General features: G+C 29.6%; 14 protein-coding genes. 6 read left to right on the forward strand and 8 right to left on the reverse strand.

Annotated features, from left to right (window positions below):
* Positions 1 to 168: 168 nt before the first annotated feature.
* The 3 genes from rpsA to JOP69_RS17100 all read left to right on the forward strand — a co-directional run bounded on the left by rpsA (position 169) and on the right by JOP69_RS17100 (position 4,746).
* Positions 169 to 1,980, forward strand: coding sequence for a 30S ribosomal protein S1 (gene rpsA / locus JOP69_RS17090; protein ID WP_203393660.1), 1,812 nt, complete (start codon positions 169 to 171; stop codon positions 1,978 to 1,980).
* 512 nt (positions 1,981 to 2,492) lie between these two features.
* Positions 2,493 to 3,884, forward strand: coding sequence for a phosphoglucosamine mutase (gene glmM, locus JOP69_RS17095; RefSeq protein WP_203393659.1), 1,392 nt, complete (start codon positions 2,493 to 2,495; stop codon positions 3,882 to 3,884).
* A gap of 4 nt (positions 3,885 to 3,888) precedes the next feature.
* Positions 3,889 to 4,746, forward strand: a complete 858-nt coding sequence (locus JOP69_RS17100) for a hypothetical protein (protein ID WP_252191123.1) — start codon at positions 3,889 to 3,891, stop codon at positions 4,744 to 4,746.
* Between the two features lie 26 nt (positions 4,747 to 4,772).
* Here the strand turns inward: JOP69_RS17100 and JOP69_RS17105 are convergent, their stop codons facing one another.
* Positions 4,773 to 5,666 carry a lysophospholipid acyltransferase family protein gene (locus JOP69_RS17105; protein ID WP_203393658.1) on the reverse strand — a complete coding sequence of 298 codons (894 nt, stop codon included), beginning with the start codon at positions 5,664 to 5,666 and terminating at the stop codon, positions 4,773 to 4,775.
* 84 nt (positions 5,667 to 5,750) lie between these two features.
* On the opposite strand from JOP69_RS17105, the gene JOP69_RS17110 reads away from it, so the two are divergent.
* The 3 genes from JOP69_RS17110 to JOP69_RS17120 all read left to right on the forward strand — a co-directional run bounded on the left by JOP69_RS17110 (position 5,751) and on the right by JOP69_RS17120 (position 8,250).
* Positions 5,751 to 6,407: a rhomboid family intramembrane serine protease gene (locus JOP69_RS17110; RefSeq protein WP_203393657.1), complete on the forward strand. Its 657-nt coding sequence runs from the start codon at positions 5,751 to 5,753 to the stop codon at positions 6,405 to 6,407.
* A gap of 148 nt (positions 6,408 to 6,555) precedes the next feature.
* Positions 6,556 to 7,101, forward strand: coding sequence for a Smr/MutS family protein (locus JOP69_RS17115; protein WP_203393656.1), 546 nt, complete (start codon positions 6,556 to 6,558; stop codon positions 7,099 to 7,101).
* 15 nt (positions 7,102 to 7,116) lie between these two features.
* Positions 7,117 to 8,250, forward strand: a complete 1,134-nt coding sequence (locus tag JOP69_RS17120) for a cysteine desulfurase family protein (protein ID WP_203393655.1) — start codon at positions 7,117 to 7,119, stop codon at positions 8,248 to 8,250.
* 68 nt (positions 8,251 to 8,318) lie between these two features.
* Here the strand turns inward: JOP69_RS17120 and JOP69_RS17125 are convergent, their stop codons facing one another.
* The 7 genes from JOP69_RS17125 to JOP69_RS17155 form a co-directional block, all read right to left on the reverse strand.
* A complete protein-coding gene (locus JOP69_RS17125; protein ID WP_203393654.1) occupies positions 8,319 to 9,869 on the reverse strand; it encodes a hypothetical protein in 1,551 nt (516 codons plus the stop codon).
* 10 nt (positions 9,870 to 9,879) lie between these two features.
* Complete coding sequence (locus tag JOP69_RS17130; RefSeq protein WP_203393653.1) at positions 9,880 to 12,171, reverse strand: FdhF/YdeP family oxidoreductase; 2,292 nt, start codon at positions 12,169 to 12,171, stop codon at positions 9,880 to 9,882.
* Positions 12,164 to 12,973, reverse strand: coding sequence for a formate dehydrogenase accessory sulfurtransferase FdhD (fdhD, locus tag JOP69_RS17135; RefSeq protein WP_203393652.1), 810 nt, complete (start codon positions 12,971 to 12,973; stop codon positions 12,164 to 12,166). The genes JOP69_RS17130 and fdhD overlap by 8 nt, the downstream gene beginning before the upstream one ends.
* 195 nt (positions 12,974 to 13,168) lie before the next feature.
* Complete coding sequence (locus tag JOP69_RS17140) at positions 13,169 to 14,359, reverse strand: class I SAM-dependent methyltransferase (RefSeq protein ID WP_203393651.1); 1,191 nt, start codon at positions 14,357 to 14,359, stop codon at positions 13,169 to 13,171.
* Between the two features lies 1 nt (position 14,360).
* Complete coding sequence (locus JOP69_RS17145) at positions 14,361 to 15,443, reverse strand: AI-2E family transporter (RefSeq protein ID WP_203393650.1); 1,083 nt, start codon at positions 15,441 to 15,443, stop codon at positions 14,361 to 14,363.
* Positions 15,443 to 16,720, reverse strand: a complete 1,278-nt coding sequence (locus JOP69_RS17150; RefSeq protein WP_203393649.1) for a hypothetical protein — start codon at positions 16,718 to 16,720, stop codon at positions 15,443 to 15,445. Before JOP69_RS17150 ends, JOP69_RS17145 begins: the two co-directional genes overlap by 1 nt.
* Positions 16,721 to 16,832: 112 nt before the next feature.
* Entirely contained in the window at positions 16,833 to 17,696 is an 864-nt protein-coding gene (locus JOP69_RS17155; protein WP_203393648.1) for an RluA family pseudouridine synthase, read from the reverse strand.
* Positions 17,697 to 17,741 lie beyond the last annotated feature (45 nt).

Below are 17,741 nucleotides of genomic sequence, written 5' to 3' on the forward strand. Positions count from 1 at the left end.
TAAATTAATTCTAATTGCTTAATAATCAAAACAATTTTGTAAATTTGCACTCCTTTTTACGAGAACAGATTTATAAGAAGGATATTTAAAACAATTTATAAAAACAACTCTTTGCGTTTATATCGTTAAAATCTGATAAACAATAAGATACAAAATTATTATTCAGAAATGTCTGAAGAAACAAAAAACACTGAAGAGCAATTAGTTGCTACTGAAGTACAAGAAACAGCGACTCCAGCTGTAGATCCACAACAATTTTTAGCTGATTTTAACTGGCACAAATACGAACAAGGTATTGAAGCTGTTGATGAGGAAAAATTACAAGCATTTGAAAAAGCGTTAGAAGGAACTGTAGGTTTTGTAAACGAGCGTGACGTAATTGAAGGAACTGTAATCAGAATTACTGATAGAGATGCAATCATCGATATCAACTCTAAATCTGAAGGAGTTATTTCTTTAAACGAATTCCGTTACAACCAAGGTTTAGCTGTTGGAGATAAAGTAGAAGTATTAGTTGACAAAAGAGAAGATTCTTCTGGTCAGTTAGTATTATCTCACAAAAAAGCAAGAGTTATTAAAGCATGGGAACGTGTTAACAATGCTCATGAAACTGGTGAAGTAGTTAACGGTTTCGTTAAATGTAGAACTAGAGGTGGTATGATTGTAGATGTTTTCGGAATCGAAGCATTCTTACCAGGATCTCAAATTGACGTTAAGCCAATTAGAGATTACGATCAATATGTTGAGAAAACAATGGAATTCAAAGTTGTTAAAATCAACCACGAATTTAAAAACGTTGTTGTATCTCATAAAGCTCTTATTGAAGCTGATATTGAATTACAGAAAAAAGAAATTATTGGTCAATTAGAAAAAGGACAAGTATTAGAAGGTATTGTTAAAAACATTACTTCTTATGGTGTCTTTGTTGATTTAGGTGGTGTAGACGGATTAGTACATATTACTGATTTATCTTGGTCAAGAATCAATCATCCTAATGAGGTTGTAGAATTAGATCAAAAATTAAACGTTGTAATTTTAGACTTTGATGATAACAAATCTAGAATTCAATTAGGTTTAAAACAATTATCTGCTCATCCTTGGGAAGCTTTAAACACTGACTTAAAAGTTGGAGATAAAGTAACTGGTGAAGTTGTTGTTTTAGCTGATTATGGTGCGTTTGTAGAAGTAGAACAAGGAGTAGAAGGGTTAATTCACGTTTCTGAAATGTCTTGGTCAACTCACTTACGTTCTGCACAAGATTTCGTAAAAGTTGGAGATAAAGTTGAAGCTCAAATTTTAACTTTAGACCGTGAAGACCGTAAAATGTCTTTAGGTATTAAACAATTACACCCAGATCCTTGGACAGATATTACTACTAAATATCCTGTAGGTTCTACTCACACTGGTACAGTTCGTAACTATACTAACTTTGGTGTATTCGTAGAATTAGAAGAAGGTATTGATGGTTTAGTTTATATCTCAGACTTATCTTGGACTAAGAAAGTGAAACATCCTTCAGATTTTGTAACTGTTGGTGATAAGCTTGAAGTACAAGTATTAGAATTAGATGTAGAGAACAGAAAGTTAAACTTAGGTCATAAGCAAACTCAAGATAACCCTTGGGATGCACATGAAGCTACGTATGCAATCGGTTCTAAGCACACAGGAACAATCAAAGAAAAGAATGATAAAGGAGCAGTTGTAACTTTCGCTGATGGCGTAGAAGGATTTGCACCTACAAGATTCTTAGAAAAAGAAGATGGTTCTAAATTAGAAAAAGGAGACACAATAGAATTTGTAGTTTTAGAATTCTCTAAAGAATACAGAAGAGTTGTTGTTTCTCATACATCTTTATTTAAAGAGCAAGAGAAAAGAAATGTGAAAGTTGCCGTTAAGAAAGCAGCAGAAGCAGAAAAAACTACCTTAGGAGATATTGGTGGTCTTGCAGCATTAAAGAAAAAAATGGAAGAAGGTAAATAATCATTTACATTTCTAATATATTTTAAAAGCCGATACAACTTGTATCGGCTTTTTTTGTGCCTTAAAACTTCTAACAACTTTGAGGTTTCCCATATTCAAAAAATTTATTTTTTGAATACTGAATACTGAATACTGAATACTGAATACTGAATACTGAATACTGAATACTGAATACTGAATACTGAATACTGAATACTGAATACTAAATACAGAATACAGCCAACACTTTCTCTGGGCGTTCCCTAAAAAGGTCGGGCTTTTCACTGTATCTTTTTATAGCTGTCATTGCGAAGTTTACTTTTTAGTAAACTGTGGCAATCTCATCATTAATTAACAGATTGCTTCGTTCCTCGCAATGACGCTTTTTAATAAGGGCTATAAAAAGGATGCCGTTACAATCCCTAACGCACACTTTTGCTAACATATAGCGTGCACAAAATTAACAGCTCACTAATTTATTTTATCACTTAATAGAATTATATTTGTTCCGCTTAAAAAGACAACCATAAAATATGACATTAATAAAATCAATATCAGGAATTAGAGGAACCATTGGTGGAAAAACTGCTGATAATTTAACACCAATAGATGCAGTAAAGTTTGCTTCTGCTTACGGTGCATTTATTAAAGCAAGAAATGCAGGTAAGAAAAAAATAAAAGTGGTTATTGGTAGAGATGCTCGTATTTCTGGTAAAATGATATCTAGTTTAGTAGCGAATACGTTAGTTGGTTTAGGAATAGATGTAATCGATTTAGGTTTATCTACAACACCAACCGTAGAAGTTGCTGTACCTTTAGAAAAAGCAGATGGAGGAATCATCTTAACCGCTTCTCACAATCCAAAACAATGGAATGCTTTAAAATTATTAAACGAAAAAGGAGAATTCTTAAACGGAGCAGAAGGAGAACAAATTTTAGCTTTAGCAGAAAGTGAAGATTTCTCTTTTGCAGAAGTAGACGATTTAGGTTCTTACAAAAAGAACAAAAAATACTTAAAAAAGCACATTAAAGAAGTCTTAAAGTTAGATTTAGTAGATGTAAAAGCCATTAAAAAAGCAAAATTTAAGGTAGTTGTAGATGGAGTAAATTCTACAGGAGGAATTTTTATTCCTGCTTTATTAAAAGAATTAGGTGTAAAATGTATTGAATTATACTGTACACCAAACGGACAGTTTCCTCACAATCCAGAACCATTAAAAGAGCACTTAACAGATATATCTGAATTAGTAGTTAAGAAAAAAGCAGATTTCGGAATTGTAGTGGATCCAGATGTAGATCGTTTGGCTTTAATTTCTGAAGACGGTTCTATGTTCGGAGAAGAATATACATTAGTTGCTTGTGCAGATTATGTTTTAGGGAAATTAGGAGGAGGAAATACGGTTTCTAATTTATCATCTTCTAGAGCCTTAAGAGATGTTACCCAAAAACATGGCGGAACATACACTGCTTCTGCAGTTGGTGAAGTAAATGTGGTTATCAAAATGAAAGAAACCAATACAGTAATTGGTGGAGAAGGAAATGGCGGAATCATTTATCCTGCTTCTCATTATGGTAGAGATTCTCTAGTAGGTGTTGCTTTGTTTTTATCGCATTTAGCAAATAAAAAAATATCTTGTAAAGAATTAAGAGATTCTTACCCAAGTTATTTTATGAGTAAAAATAAAATTCAGTTAACACCAGAAATAGATGTTGACAAGATTTTAGAAACAATGGCGTCTACCTATTCTAACGAAGATGTTAATACAATAGATGGTGTAAAAATTGATTTTGCAGACGAATGGATTCATTTAAGAAAATCGAATACAGAACCAATTATTAGAATTTATACAGAAGCAAAATCACAGCAAGCTGCAGATGACTTAGCAGTAAGATTTATCAATGAAATTAAAGCAATTATAGCATAATATTTTGAAAAATAAATTAATTATAGGTTCATTTTTATTAATGAGTATCTGTGCTTTTTCACAAGAAAAAAAGACAGAAGATTTTAAAAAAGTAGATAAAATAACAAATAAAGGAAAGTTCTTTTTTTATTGGGGATGGAATAGGGCTAATTATTCTAATTCTGATATTCATTTTAAAGGAGATAATGGTAGCTACGATTTTACCTTACATAATGTAAAAGCAAAAGACAGGCAGACTCCGTTTAGTTTTAATGATTACTTTAACCCTGGAAATATTACGATTCCTCAGAATAATTATAGAATAGGTTATTTTTTAAAGGAAAATTATACAATTTCTATTGGTGTAGATCACATGAAGTATGTAATGGTTGCAGACCAAACAGTAAAAATTGATGGCGTTATTACAAATTCTGGTAATCCTGATTTTGATGACGTTTATAACAATAAAGATATAGAATTAACCAAGAATTTTTTACAACTAGAGCATACAGATGGTTTAAACTATGTAAATGTTGAGTTTAGACGATTTGATGAAATTGGTCATTTGATAGGTATAAACCATAAAAACTTTCAAATAAACCTTAGTGAAGGTTTAGGAGCTGGTATTTTATATCCAAGAACAGATGTAACTTTATTTAATCAAGAAAGACATGATGAGTTTCATATTGCCGGTTGGGGAGCTTCTGCTGTAGTTGGTATAGATTTAACTTTCTTTAAATATTTCTATATTCAATCAGATTTAAAGTTTGGTTATATAAATATGCCAGATGTTCAAACTACCTATAATCCAAATGATGGAGCATCTCAAAGTTTTACTTTTTTTCAGAGAAACATACTTATAGGAGGAAGATTTCGCATATAAAAATTATAAATAAAGTACTAAAAGAATTATAAAAACTCTTTTGGTACTTTATTTCTATGTTTAAAACGTTTGTGAGACCATAAATAAACCTCTGGTTGGTTTCTAATATTCCTTTCCGTTATTTCTAAAAACTTATCGGTAAGTTGGTAATCTTTATATTCTTTTGGGTTTTCAGTAATCAATTCAAATTCTACTTCATAATAACCTCTTTTAATTTTTCTTGTCGTCCAATATACAAAAGACATATCGTACCTTTTAGCTAATGCTTCGGCACCCGTATGAATAGGAACTTTTATTCCCATAAATTCAGACCAATAATGAGTTTTATTTATTATTGGAGATTGATCGCTTAACAAAATATAAATTCCTTGTTTTTTATTTACAAAATTCCTGTGAATATTTCTTATTGTATCTGTTGTTCTATACAGTGTTCCGCCAAATTTAGAGCGAGACATTTTAACAACCTTTTCAAAATACTTATTTTCGACCTTAGTATAAGCAGCATAAAAATCTGGTTTTTTAATTTGTAAAGGTAAACCCGTAAGCCATTCCCAATTTGCTTGATGAATTCCAACTAACGAAATACTTTTTCCGTTTTTTGCAACTTCTTTAAGTAAATCAATATTTTTATATTTTATTCTTTTGGAAATTTCTTTTTCGGAAATTGTAAAGGTTTTTATCGTTTCTACAATAAAATCGGAAAGATGTCTAAGAAAACCTTTACTTATTTTTATAATTTCTTTCTCACTTTTTTCAGGAAAAGCTAAACGTAAATTTTCTAGTACAACTTTTTTTCTATAACCAATAATATAGTAGTTTAAGTAGTAAAGTCCATCGGAAATTAGGTATAATATCCTCATAGGAAGTTTAGAAAATAACCAGATGAAAGGATATATAAGACTAAAGACTATTAAATGCATGGAGTATTATTTTAGATTGCAAATATCGGATATAAATTTAAATTGATATAGTATTAGTAAATCAGATTTTAGTAAGTTTGTTGTATGATGAATAATATAAATCAAGCAGTTTTATTACTAATTATAGCCAATGTTTTGGTTTCTATGAAAGGGTTTAAGGATTATGCTTTTCTAGACAAATATAAATTTCAAGTAGGTAAAGTTTTATCTGGCGAAAAAATAAGAACAATTACCTCTGGTTTTCTGCATGTTGATTGGATGCATCTTGGTTTTAATATGTATGCTTTATATCTTTTTGGAGATATTGTAGTACATATTTTAGGAGTTGTAAATTTTTTAATTATTTATTTTGGTAGTCTATTAGCAGGCAGTTTATATTCACTTAGATACCACAAAAATGATCCTTATTATAGTGCCATAGGTGCCTCTGGTGCAGTTTCTGGTATTGTATATGCATCTATACTTTTATATCCGGGAATGGAACTGTATTTATTTTTTATTCCAATACCAATTCCTGGTTATATTTTTGGAGTTGGGTATTTACTATATTCAATTTACGGAATGAAAAAGCAATTGGGTAATGTCGGTCATTCTGCACATTTAGGGGGAGCTATAGGAGGTTTTGTAATATCACTTTTATTAAACCCTTCATTATTTAATACAAATAAGATTTTAGTTATCTCATTGGGTATCCCAATTATTTTGTTATTACTTTTTGGTGATAAATTAAAAAATTTATAAAAAAAGATAGCTGTTTTAAAGACATCTTTTTGCGCATAATTTTATTCTGAGAATTTATACTGTTTTTAGGAGAAACCTATTTCATCTTGTTATTTTTGTAGCGAACATATCTTTGTAAAGTTTTAGTAGAATTAATTTAAAATTTAGAATGAATTTAGAAATTGGAAATAAGGTAGCCGTTTTAGATGATGTTCTAAAAGGAAAAGTCATCAATATTAATGGTGATGAGATTTTTGTAGAAACTACGGATGGTATGGTGTTTAAGTTTCATTCGTCTGAGTTAGTTAGAATTGATGTAGAGCAACATGAATTATCTAAATATAGCGATATAAATAATGCTTTATTAAAAGATAAGATAGCCCAAAATCCACCGAAGAAAAGTTTATTCAAAAAGGAAAAAAAGGAAGTGATTTTAGAAGTCGATTTACATATAAATAAACTTGCAAAATCTACAAAATATATGGATAATTATGATATGTTAAATCTTCAGCTAGATACCGCAAAAAACAAAGTAGAGTTTGCTATTTCTAAAAGAATTTCTAAAGTAGTCTTTATTCATGGAGTAGGAGAAGGAGTATTAAGATCAGAACTTCAAAGATTGTTAAGTAAATACCCTGTTAAATTTTATGATGCTTCCTATAAGAAATATGGATTAGGAGCAACAGAGGTTTACATTTTTCAAAACCCTAATTAATTGTAATTTTAAGTTATGAATACTGTTTATTTAGATAGCGCAGCAACCACACAAATAGATGATGAAGTTATAGATGTAATATATACTTCTATGAAAAGTAATTATGGTAATCCTTCATCAATTCATCATTTTGGAAGAAAAGCAAAAACTGCGGTAGAAACTGCAAGGAAAAAAATTGCGAAACATTTTAATGTAACTGCAAGTGAAATTATTTTTACTGCAGGAGGTACAGAAGCAGATAATTTAATTTTACACAATGCTGTTTTTAATCTTGGAGTTAAAAGAATTATTACATCTAAAATAGAGCATCATGCCGTTTTACATACGTGTAATCATTTAGAAAAAACACATCACATTATTGTAGATTATGTTGATGTTGATGAATTTGGAACAGTTAATACTAAACATTTAGAAGAACTTTTATCAGCTTCAAAAGAAAAAACATTAGTAAGTTTAATGTTGATAAATAATGAAATTGGTAACATTTTAGATATTGATACTATTGCTGTAATTTGTAAAAATAACAATGCATTATTTCATTCAGATACTGTACAAGCTATTACTCATTATCCAATTGATTTACAAAAAATACCTGTAGATTTTATTGTAGCAAGTGCACATAAGTTTCATGGACCAAAAGGTGTAGGGTTTGCCTTTTTTAGAAAAGGATTTGGAATTTTACCGATGCTTCATGGTGGCGATCAAGAAATGGGAGCTAGGTCTAGTACAGAAAATGTACATGCAATTTTAGGCATGGAAAAAGCATTAGAAATTGCAATTAAAAATTTAGATAAGGACAAAAAAGATATAGAAAATTTAAAAGGATATTTTATGACTGAATTAAAGAGTCTTTCTAAAAATATTCAGTTTAACGGACTTTCTTCAGACTTAGAAAAAAGTAGTTATACCATTTTAAATGTGCGTTTTCCTTTTACAAATGAGATGCTTTTATTTAGTTTAGATATGGCTGAAATTGCTGTTTCTGGTGGAAGTGCATGCCAAAGTGGAAGCAATAAAGGTTCACATGTTTTAAGAGAAATTTTAAATGATGCTGATGCCGATAAAACTTCAGTTCGTTTTTCTTTTTCAAAATATACTACAAAACAAGAAATAGACTTTGTAGTAAATTATTTAAGAGAAAATATTTAAAATAAGGTGTTAAATATAAAAACATCGCTAGTATTAAAAAATATTTTTAATACTAGCGATGTTTTTCATTATTTCAACTTCAAAAAAGATATGTTATACTTTAAACCAAGGTTGATAAAAGGGCTACTTAATTCGCCTCCTTTTGCTTTTACATAACCTGCAGCTGCTCTTAAATTTAACGTTTTAGAAAGCTCATAATTAAATCCTAAACTAGGTTTTATAATTAAACCTTGCCCTGTACTAATGTTTCCTCCACCTGCGGCACCTCCTAAAACTTGTGTAAAAAAGGAAGTAGAATTATTTAACATCGGATTCGTTTTTAAACCTAAACCAACCAAACCTTCTGCATAAGCACCTGCATTACCAAAATTGGCAAAAGAAGTTTGACCAGCTACAAATATATTTTTATTTAAATCTAAATTTACTTGTAAAGAAATTTGATGCATGTGTTCTGTTACATCTTCCATTCTTTTGGCATTAAAATACATGTCTTGCTTTACAATTACCTCAAAACCTTTAAATTTTCCTTGTGTAAAAGAATTATTTTCGATTTTTACACCATTTCTCTCTATATAATATTTAATACCAACTCCAAAAGTAGAGGTATAAAAATCTTTATTGGGAGTTAATAAATACCCTTTGTTAACGGATACATAAATGTCTTTAAATAGTTGTTGTTCAAGTGATATGTCTGGGTAGAATAAAAAACCTCCTTTACTATCTACTCCGCCACCGCCACCAGCACCAATACCAAGTTTAGCTAAAATGTTGGTTCTGTTATTGTTCATGGATAAATGATAACCTCCACCTAAAAAAACATCCATATAACCAGCTCTAATGCCATCATAGGCGCCATCTACTTTTAAAAATGTAAACCAGTTTTTGTTTAAGTAAGATGTATATTCAAACCCAGCTAATTTTATGGTTTTACCTTCTAAAATTTGATTATCTGTAGATCTAGCCTTGCTTAAAACTTTTAAATTATTAAAGTGAACCATTAAAGAATTTCTTTTTGGATTTTGATTCCAACGAGTATTTTCAAAATGATTTAAATCTATTTCTTTTTCTGCCGATTTATAATTTGAATATTCAAAATCTAAAGGAATTTCTAAAGCAACATTTAGTTGATGTCCTTTAATTTCTCCACCATCAAAAAAGTTAATATAACTCCAACCTCCATTTATTGAAAAGTCTTTAAAATCATAACCTAAATTAAAATGAGGTAAGATAAAAGCACCACCACCATCTGGAGCACCCGCACCACCACCACCACCAAAATGAAAACCGGTATCTGCATATAATTTTTTAGAAAAATATTTTTTAAGACCTGCATTTACACCTAATGTAAAAAAACCTCCTCTAATGCCGGAAATAGAACCATAAAGTCCAACACCTGTATAGAACTCATCATTTAAAAATAGATTATAATGAATTCCTGTAAATCCCATATTTGGCTCATTAAAATTAAGAGGAGTTGCATTAGTGATAGGCATATCTATGGAAAGGAAATCTATTTTTGCAAATCCTTTTTGTGTTATTTTCTTCGGAATATTTTCTGTTTGAGAAAATAGTATTTGTTGAGAAATAAGTACTATAAATAAAAAAATAATCTTTTTCATAAAGTGATTTTTATCTTTTTTTGATGGTAATAATTACTGTTTTAGAAGTAGGAGTATTACTAATATCTGCTTTACTTTTTAAAGGTACGAGTACATTGGCTTCTGGAAAATAAGTAGCTGTACATTGATTAGGAATGTCATAAGGAACAACCAAAAAACCTTTTGCTATTCTTTCTTCATTCTTAAAATGACTTGTTAAATCAACTAAATCTAATTTTTTTAAATGTAATGAATTCATGTCGTTTTCATTCATAAAAATAACTCTTCTTTCATTTAAAACACCTCTGTATCTATCATTTAAACCGTAAATGGTAGTGTTGTATTGGTCATGAGTTCTAATGGTCATCATCATAAATTGATTTTTTTCTAACTCAATTTCAGAAGGTTTATTAATGCTAAAATTAGCTTTACCAGTTTTTGTTGGTGTAAAATCGTTTTCTCGTGCATTGTTTGGTAAATAAAATCCGCCTTTAATTCTTACACGTTCATTAAAATTTGTAAAACCAGGAATGGTTGCTTCAATTTTATCACGAATAAAGTCGTAATTAGAAATTAATTCTAACCAATTGGTTGTTGAATTTGGTAATGTAGCATTAGCAATGCCCGCTACAATTGCAGCTTCACTTAATAATTGACTTGCACAAGGAGCTAAGGTTCCTTTAGATTGATGCACAACACCCATGGAGTTTTCTACAGAAACAAATTGTTCTCCTTTTTCTTGGAAATCTTTTTCTGTTCTTCCTAAACAGGGTAAAATTATTGCTTTTTTACCTGTAATTAAATGACTTCTATTTAGTTTGGTTGATACTTGCACTGTTAAGTTACAGTTTTGTAATGCTTTTGCAGTAAAAGTAGTATCTGGAGTAGCAGAAATAAAATTACCACCCATTCCCAAAAACACTTTCGCATCTTTTTTATACATGGCTTCTATAGCTTCTACAACATCAAAACCAAATTTTCTTGGGGCTTTAAATTCAAACTCTTTTTCTAAATTATCTAGAAAGGAAGCTGGCGGTCTTTCCCAAATTCCCATGGTTCTATCTCCTTGCACATTTGAATGACCACGCACAGGACAAGTTCCTGCTCCTTTTTTTCCTATACTACCTTTTAATAATAAGATGTTTACAACCTCACGGATATTATCAACCCCATTTTTATGTTGAGTTAAACCCATTGCCCAACAAATAATTATATTCTTATTGTTGATAATTAGGTCTGTAGTTTCCTTAATTTGTTCTAATGTTAAACCAGTTTGTGGTAATAAGGTATCTATAGAATATTTGTCTAAATCTTCTAAAAGAGTTTCTAAGCCCGCTGTTTTTTCTTCAATAAATTGATGATTGAAAACAGAATTAGGTTCAGCATCTTCTTTTTCTTTCATCAACTTTAAGATGATTTTTAATAAAGCAACATCACCATTAATTTTTACAGGTAAAAATAAATCGGTTAAATCTTGTCCACTACCAATCCATTTTAAAGGATTTTGAGGATCTTTATAATTCATTAAACCAACTTCTGGTAGCGGATTTATCGTTATTATTTTTCCACCTTGTTTTTTTGTTTCACCTAAAGCACTTAACATTCTTGGGTGGTTTGTCCCTGGGTTTTGCCCAATAACAATGACTAAATCTGTATGATTAAAATCGTCTAACGTAACAGAACCTTTTCCTATTCCTAGTGTTTGAGAAAGTGCAACACCACTAGATTCATGGCACATATTAGAGCAATCTGGTAAATTATTTGTCCCAAATTGGCGCACAAATAATTGATATAAAAAAGCGGCTTCATTACTAGTTCTGCCAGAAGTGTAAAAAATGGCTTCATCTGGCGAGTTTAAAGAATTTAATTCTTCACCAATTAATTTAAAAGCTTTTTTCCAAGAAATTTCTTCGTAATTAGTTGCTCCTTCAGGTAAATACATGGGGTGTGTAATTCGACCACTTTTACCAATTTCATAATCTGTTAATTCAGACAATTCTTGCACAGAATGTGTTGTAAAAAATATAGGAGAGACTTTATTTTTAGTTGCTTCTTCTGCTACTGCTTTAGCTCCATTTTCGCAATATTCTGCTAAAAAAGCCCTTTTCTCATCAGGATCTGGCCATGCACAACCAGGGCAATCAAAACCATCTTTTTGATTTAGTTTTGATAACAATTGAATCCCTTTTGTAACACCAACTTCATTCTTTATATGAGTTAAAGCAGAAACAATAGCCTTTACACCAACAGCAGTTTTTGGAACTTCTGTTAAACGAATTCCTGTTAATTTTTCGGGAGGTTGTTCGTTTAATTTTTTAGACATAAATTGTTTTTGTTTTAATAAATGATGGATTTGAATAAATGGTCATTTTGTTGTCTCTGGTAAAACCAATTAAGCAGATACCAAATTCTTTGGCAAAATCTACCGCTAAAGAAGAGCAAGCAGAAACGGCTACAATAATAGGTATTTTTGCAATGAAGGCTTTCGAAACAATTTCATAAGAAACTCGGCCACTTACCAATAAGTATTTTGCATGGCTTAAATAATCTTTTATCAACAAATCTCCAATTACTTTATCAACAGCATTGTGTCTGCCAATATCTTCTTTAACAGTTAAAAATTCGTGGTTTTTATTAAAAAGTGCTGCAGCATGACTTCCTCCAGAATTTTTAAAAGTATGTTGAAAATCATTCATTCTTAAAAACATTTCATGTAAAATATCACTGGAAAAAGAATTTGGTTGTGTTAATTTTTCCCCATGCACTTTAATGTCTTTTAATTCTTTTTTACCGCAAATTCCGCAAGAAGAAACAGATAATAATGTTCTTTTATTCAAATACCCTTTTCCTAACAAATCTTTAGAAATAGGAATATTTATAATAGTAGGACTTCCATTTTCTTCCTTAACCACTTCAAAATTTAAAGTTTTATTACTTTTATAAATATCTTCGGCAAAAAGCAAACCTCTTATTAAAGCGTTGTCATTATCTGGGGTTCTCATAACCACAGTATAAGGTTCTTTATTAATATTAATTTGTAATGCAGCTTCTACTACCAAAACATCGTGAATTGAAGTTTGTGTATTTTCATTAATTTTTAGTGCTTGATAAGTAATCGTTTGCATGATTTATAAAGTTAAGCTTCCAATACAAACTTACTGAAAAAAGTAGTTGCTAAAAAACAAAAGTCTCGAAAGTGAATTCGAGACTTTTTATTTAAGTGTTTCAAGCCCCTAATCAAGGAACACTTAAAGTGTAGGTAAATTTAATAAAAAACTGATTGTAATATTGAAAATAAAATTTAATTTATTAACATTTAGCTAATTAAGTTGTGTTTTTTTGCAAATAAGAACAGCATACTCATTTATATTAAGTGTAGTAAGGAATAGATATAAATTGCCACCGTCTTTAAGTTTTGTTTCTTTTCTAATTTGAGCTACTGTTTTTGGGAAATTTCTAGTTGTAATATTGGCTTTGTTTTCAGGTACTAATTTCTTTAGTTTTTTCTTATCATAATTTACTACTTTTTCTATTTTAAAAACCCGTCCAGGAAAATTGATAATTTGATCTGAGGTATATAAATGTGAGTGTTGATGTAATTTAAATACTTTTAATTGTTGTGAAATTTCATGAAAACCACCAGATTTTAAAATGGCAGCATTTGGTTCATATAAATAAGTAAGCGGTTTAGAATATTCTGAAGTTAGTTCCTCTTTAAAATTAAAGTTAAAGGTTTGCAGTTCTTTTTTACCAATATTAACAGTTTTAATTTTTATAGGTTGATCATACTCTTTTTCTAATAAAAATAGTAATTCTTTTACTTCATTATTTACTGCAATAATATGAATTTCTTTTACATATTTTAATTCATTTATAGTGCTAGTAATATCTAAAATGGGAGAGTTTTTAAGGAGAATTTGATTTGTTTTAGAAAACAAAAAGTCGATATTTTCTGGAACATTAGGTAAACAATCTTTCAGTAAAAAAACTTTTCCTTTTACATCATCTCTTCTTGATGGATCTATGTAAATACAATCGAAATTAGCGGTGTCATTTTTAAGGAATTCAATTCCATCACCAGAAAAAGTAGTAATGTTTTCTTTTTTTAATTGCTGATAATTGTGCTTAACAATTGCAGATAAATGATTATTAATTTCGCAGTGCGTAACTTCTTTAAATTGTTTAGAAAAGTAAAAACAATCTACACCAAAACCACCTGTAATATCTATAATAGAGTTACCAGAAACTAAATTACATTTGTATTTTGCTGTAATTTCTGATGATGTTTGTTCGATGCTTATTTTAGGTGGATAATAAATGTTTTTTGTCTGAAACCAGGTAGAAAGTTTCTGTTCAGATTTTTGTTTTGCAACAATTTGATTCGCCAATTCTTGAATAGAGATATCCGTAAAAGGACTTCCTTTTAAAATCAGTTTTGTAATGTTCGATTTTAAATGATCAGTAATAAATTGCTGAACTTCTGGATGTAATATTGCTAAATTTAAGGACAATTTAAATATCTTTTGTAATCGATTTTACTATTTTATTATCAGACAAAAACTCTTTTAAAATCACTTTTAAGGCGGTGTACATTGGTACTGCAGTAATCATGCCCACAATTCCAAAAAGTAACCCACCGATAATAATAATTAAAAAGATTTCTAAAGGATGCGATTTGGTGGTTTTTGAAAATATAATAGGCTGACTCCCAAAATTATCAATTAATTGAGCGATAAAATAACCAATCATTACGTACATAGTTGTGGGTAAAATTTCTGTTTGAAAATCTTGACCAATATTACTAGTCATCGATAAAACAAACATAATAACAGCACCTATTAAAGGTCCCACATAAGGAATTAAGTTTAATAAGGCACATAAAAAGGCTATAACTACTGCATTGTCTATGCCGAAAATTAACAAAATAATGGTGTATAAAACAAATAGAATCGTAATCTGAAAAAGTAATCCTATAAAATATCTTGATAGTAAATCGTTAATGGTTTCCAAAGATTTAGAGAATCGACCTTCATTTCCTTTAGGAATTATTGTCATCACCGCTTTTTTTAGTAATAATTTGTCTTTCATAAAAAAGAAAGAGATAAATAATACTGAAAATAGGCCAACACTTAAAGTACCTACAGCAGCCAAAATAGCATTTAAAAAATCAGGAATTTCTTTAAATTGAGAAACAAAATTTAGATTTTTTAATTCGTTTAAAACATCAATTCCTTTCGATGAAAAATAAGAGGTTATTTGGTTAAATATTTCTTGAATATTTGCTTGTAATTTATCGACTTCTAATAATGATAAACTTTTACCTTGCTCAGCCACTAAGGGGATAAACATTAGAATTAAACCTGTTAAAAGTCCTAACATTAAAACCATTGTAAATACAACTGCCATTGTGTTCGGAAACTTTAATCTTTTTCTAAGAAAAAGAATGATGGGTCTTGCAATTAATGATAAAATTCCTGCAATAATAATATAAACTATTACAGATTGAATTGTATATAAAAAATAGCCTAGAAGGAAAATTCCTAATAGAATACTCAAGGCTCTTAAAATTCCGTTTGCTATTATTTTCGAATTCATTAGTTATATCCTTTTACGGTTCCCATGCTTAAAATTTTTCCATTACCAAATACATGATTTGTTGGTAATAAAGTTCCACTTTCTGTGGTTGTCCAATCTTGCCAAGTAGCGGGAGTTCCGTTCATTTTTTTACTTGGTACAAACATTTTATAACTTTTAGGAACATCATTAGAATCTAAAAGCCAAAGATATGAATCTCCAGGCGTAGAGCCGCCAGTTGTGTATTTTACTAATAAAGCATCTTTGTTCTCTTCTTTATAAATACTTCTTATAATTCCGTTTTCAAAAAGTTTATGAGGAGCAACCAACCAAAAAGAATCATTATTAAAAATGTCCCAAACTTTTTTTACAATGGTAGTATCTGCAATTTCTTGTTTTTTATTATTGAAGAAAATCGTACTTTTTTCTCTGTTTCTAGGAAATAAATTTACACGAATAGTATCCCAAGAAACGGCTACAACATGTTTTTCTTTATCCCATTTAAAATGTCTTTTACCAGCAAAACTCCATTCTATAAATCGTGTTTTTTTATAAGCTTCATGTTTTATTGCTTTTAAAATTTTATTGGCTAATTCGTTTGCTTTTTCATTGTATGCTTTCACATTTCCCATATCTAATTGTAAGCCGAATAAAGAAAAGGTATGTGATTTGGGTAATTTTATACCAGACTCTGTGTTTTTTAAATCAGACCAAGTTGCAGAAACGCCGCCCATAGGAATTATTGAAACCCACATTTTAAAAGATCTAGGTAAGTAATTATCGTCCAAAATCCATAAATAAGAATCTCCAGGAGTTGATCCGCCTGAGGTGTACGTAATTAATAGAGCATCTTTGCCATTATATTTTACAAGGCGTCTTTCTGTTCCTGGATCAAAAACTTTATACGGAGCAACCAACCAAAAAGAATCGTTGTTAAAAAAATCTTGTGCTTGTGTTATTAATTCTTTGTTTCCTGTAAGATTTCCATCAATATATACTTCCGATTTTTCTGGGTCTTTCGTATGTAAAGTTACCTTGTATTGTGCCCAAGAAATATGAACTATGTTTTCTTGCTTATGCCAAGTGTAATGATGTTCATTCCTAAAACTCCATTTTATAATTTCGGTATTATTATATGCATCAATGTTTAGGGAACTCAACATTTTAATAGCCAATTCATCTGCTTCCTTTCCTTGTGTTCCTTTGGGTAAAGATTCGTTGTTCGTCAAATAATAAATAGCTATGGTTGCAATTATAAGTACTATTATAATTCCGATAAATTTAAAAAACTTCTTCATGTATTATAATTTATAAGAGGTTGCTAAATTAATATTTTTAAAATGAAGAAACTATTTGTTGGCTTTATATAATTAAATATGGATTCTCAGTAAAAAAGGAAGCAAATAAAAGTTAAAAATCAGAAAAAATCTTTATAAATTTTTTAGGGAGTTCTTTTGTAATTAAAATAGATTCTTTTGTAAACGGATGAATAAACTCTAAATTAGCAGCGTGTAAATACAAGCCTTTTCCGTTTAGAATTTTATTTTCTATAAAATATTCTTTATCACCTAAAATAGGATTTTCAATAGCTAGTAAATGTTTTCTTAATTGATGTTTTCTACCTGTTTTTGGTTGTAGTTTTACCAAGTTTAAAAATCCAAATCGTTCTGAAAGGACAGATTCTAAAACTTCATATTCTGTTTGAGATTTTTTTTCATCAATAGAAAGATCAATAATTCCAGAAGCATTCATTTTACCAATAGTAATTGCAAAATAGGTTTTCTGAATTTCTTTATCTTTAAACAACTTTCCTAATACTGTAATAGCAGTGCTCGTTTTTCCGATTAATAAAAGTCCGCTTGTAGGATAATCTAATCTGTGGATTGGTTGTGGTTTTACTGCATCAGCTAAAGTACTTTTTTTAAGGTTTTGGGTTAAACCATTTGCAATCGTTACAAATTTGTTTCCACTGACTAAAATACCTGCAGGTTTGTATATAATGGCTAAATGATCATCTTCAAACAATACTTCAATATCAAGTTCTAATCTTTCAAAGGTGGATGAATTTTTAGATTCAAAAAGTTCTATTTTTTCTCCACCGGAAATGTATTTGGATGTGGTAGCTAAACTTCCATCAATAAAAACAAGTTCTTTTTTTATGGCTTTTTTAATGCCAGACTTTGTTGGAATGGATTTGAAAATTCCAACACCATATTCTTGAAAACGAATTGGTTTTTCAAGTTTTTCTACAATATGGGTTTCAGATAATTGCATTTTATTAAGTTTCTTTAATTCAATATTTTATTTTTGCTAACTGCT

The sequence above is a fragment of the Polaribacter sp. Q13 genome (assembly GCF_016858305.2).
In the GTDB taxonomy this organism is placed as follows: Bacteria; Bacteroidota; Bacteroidia; order Flavobacteriales; family Flavobacteriaceae; genus Polaribacter.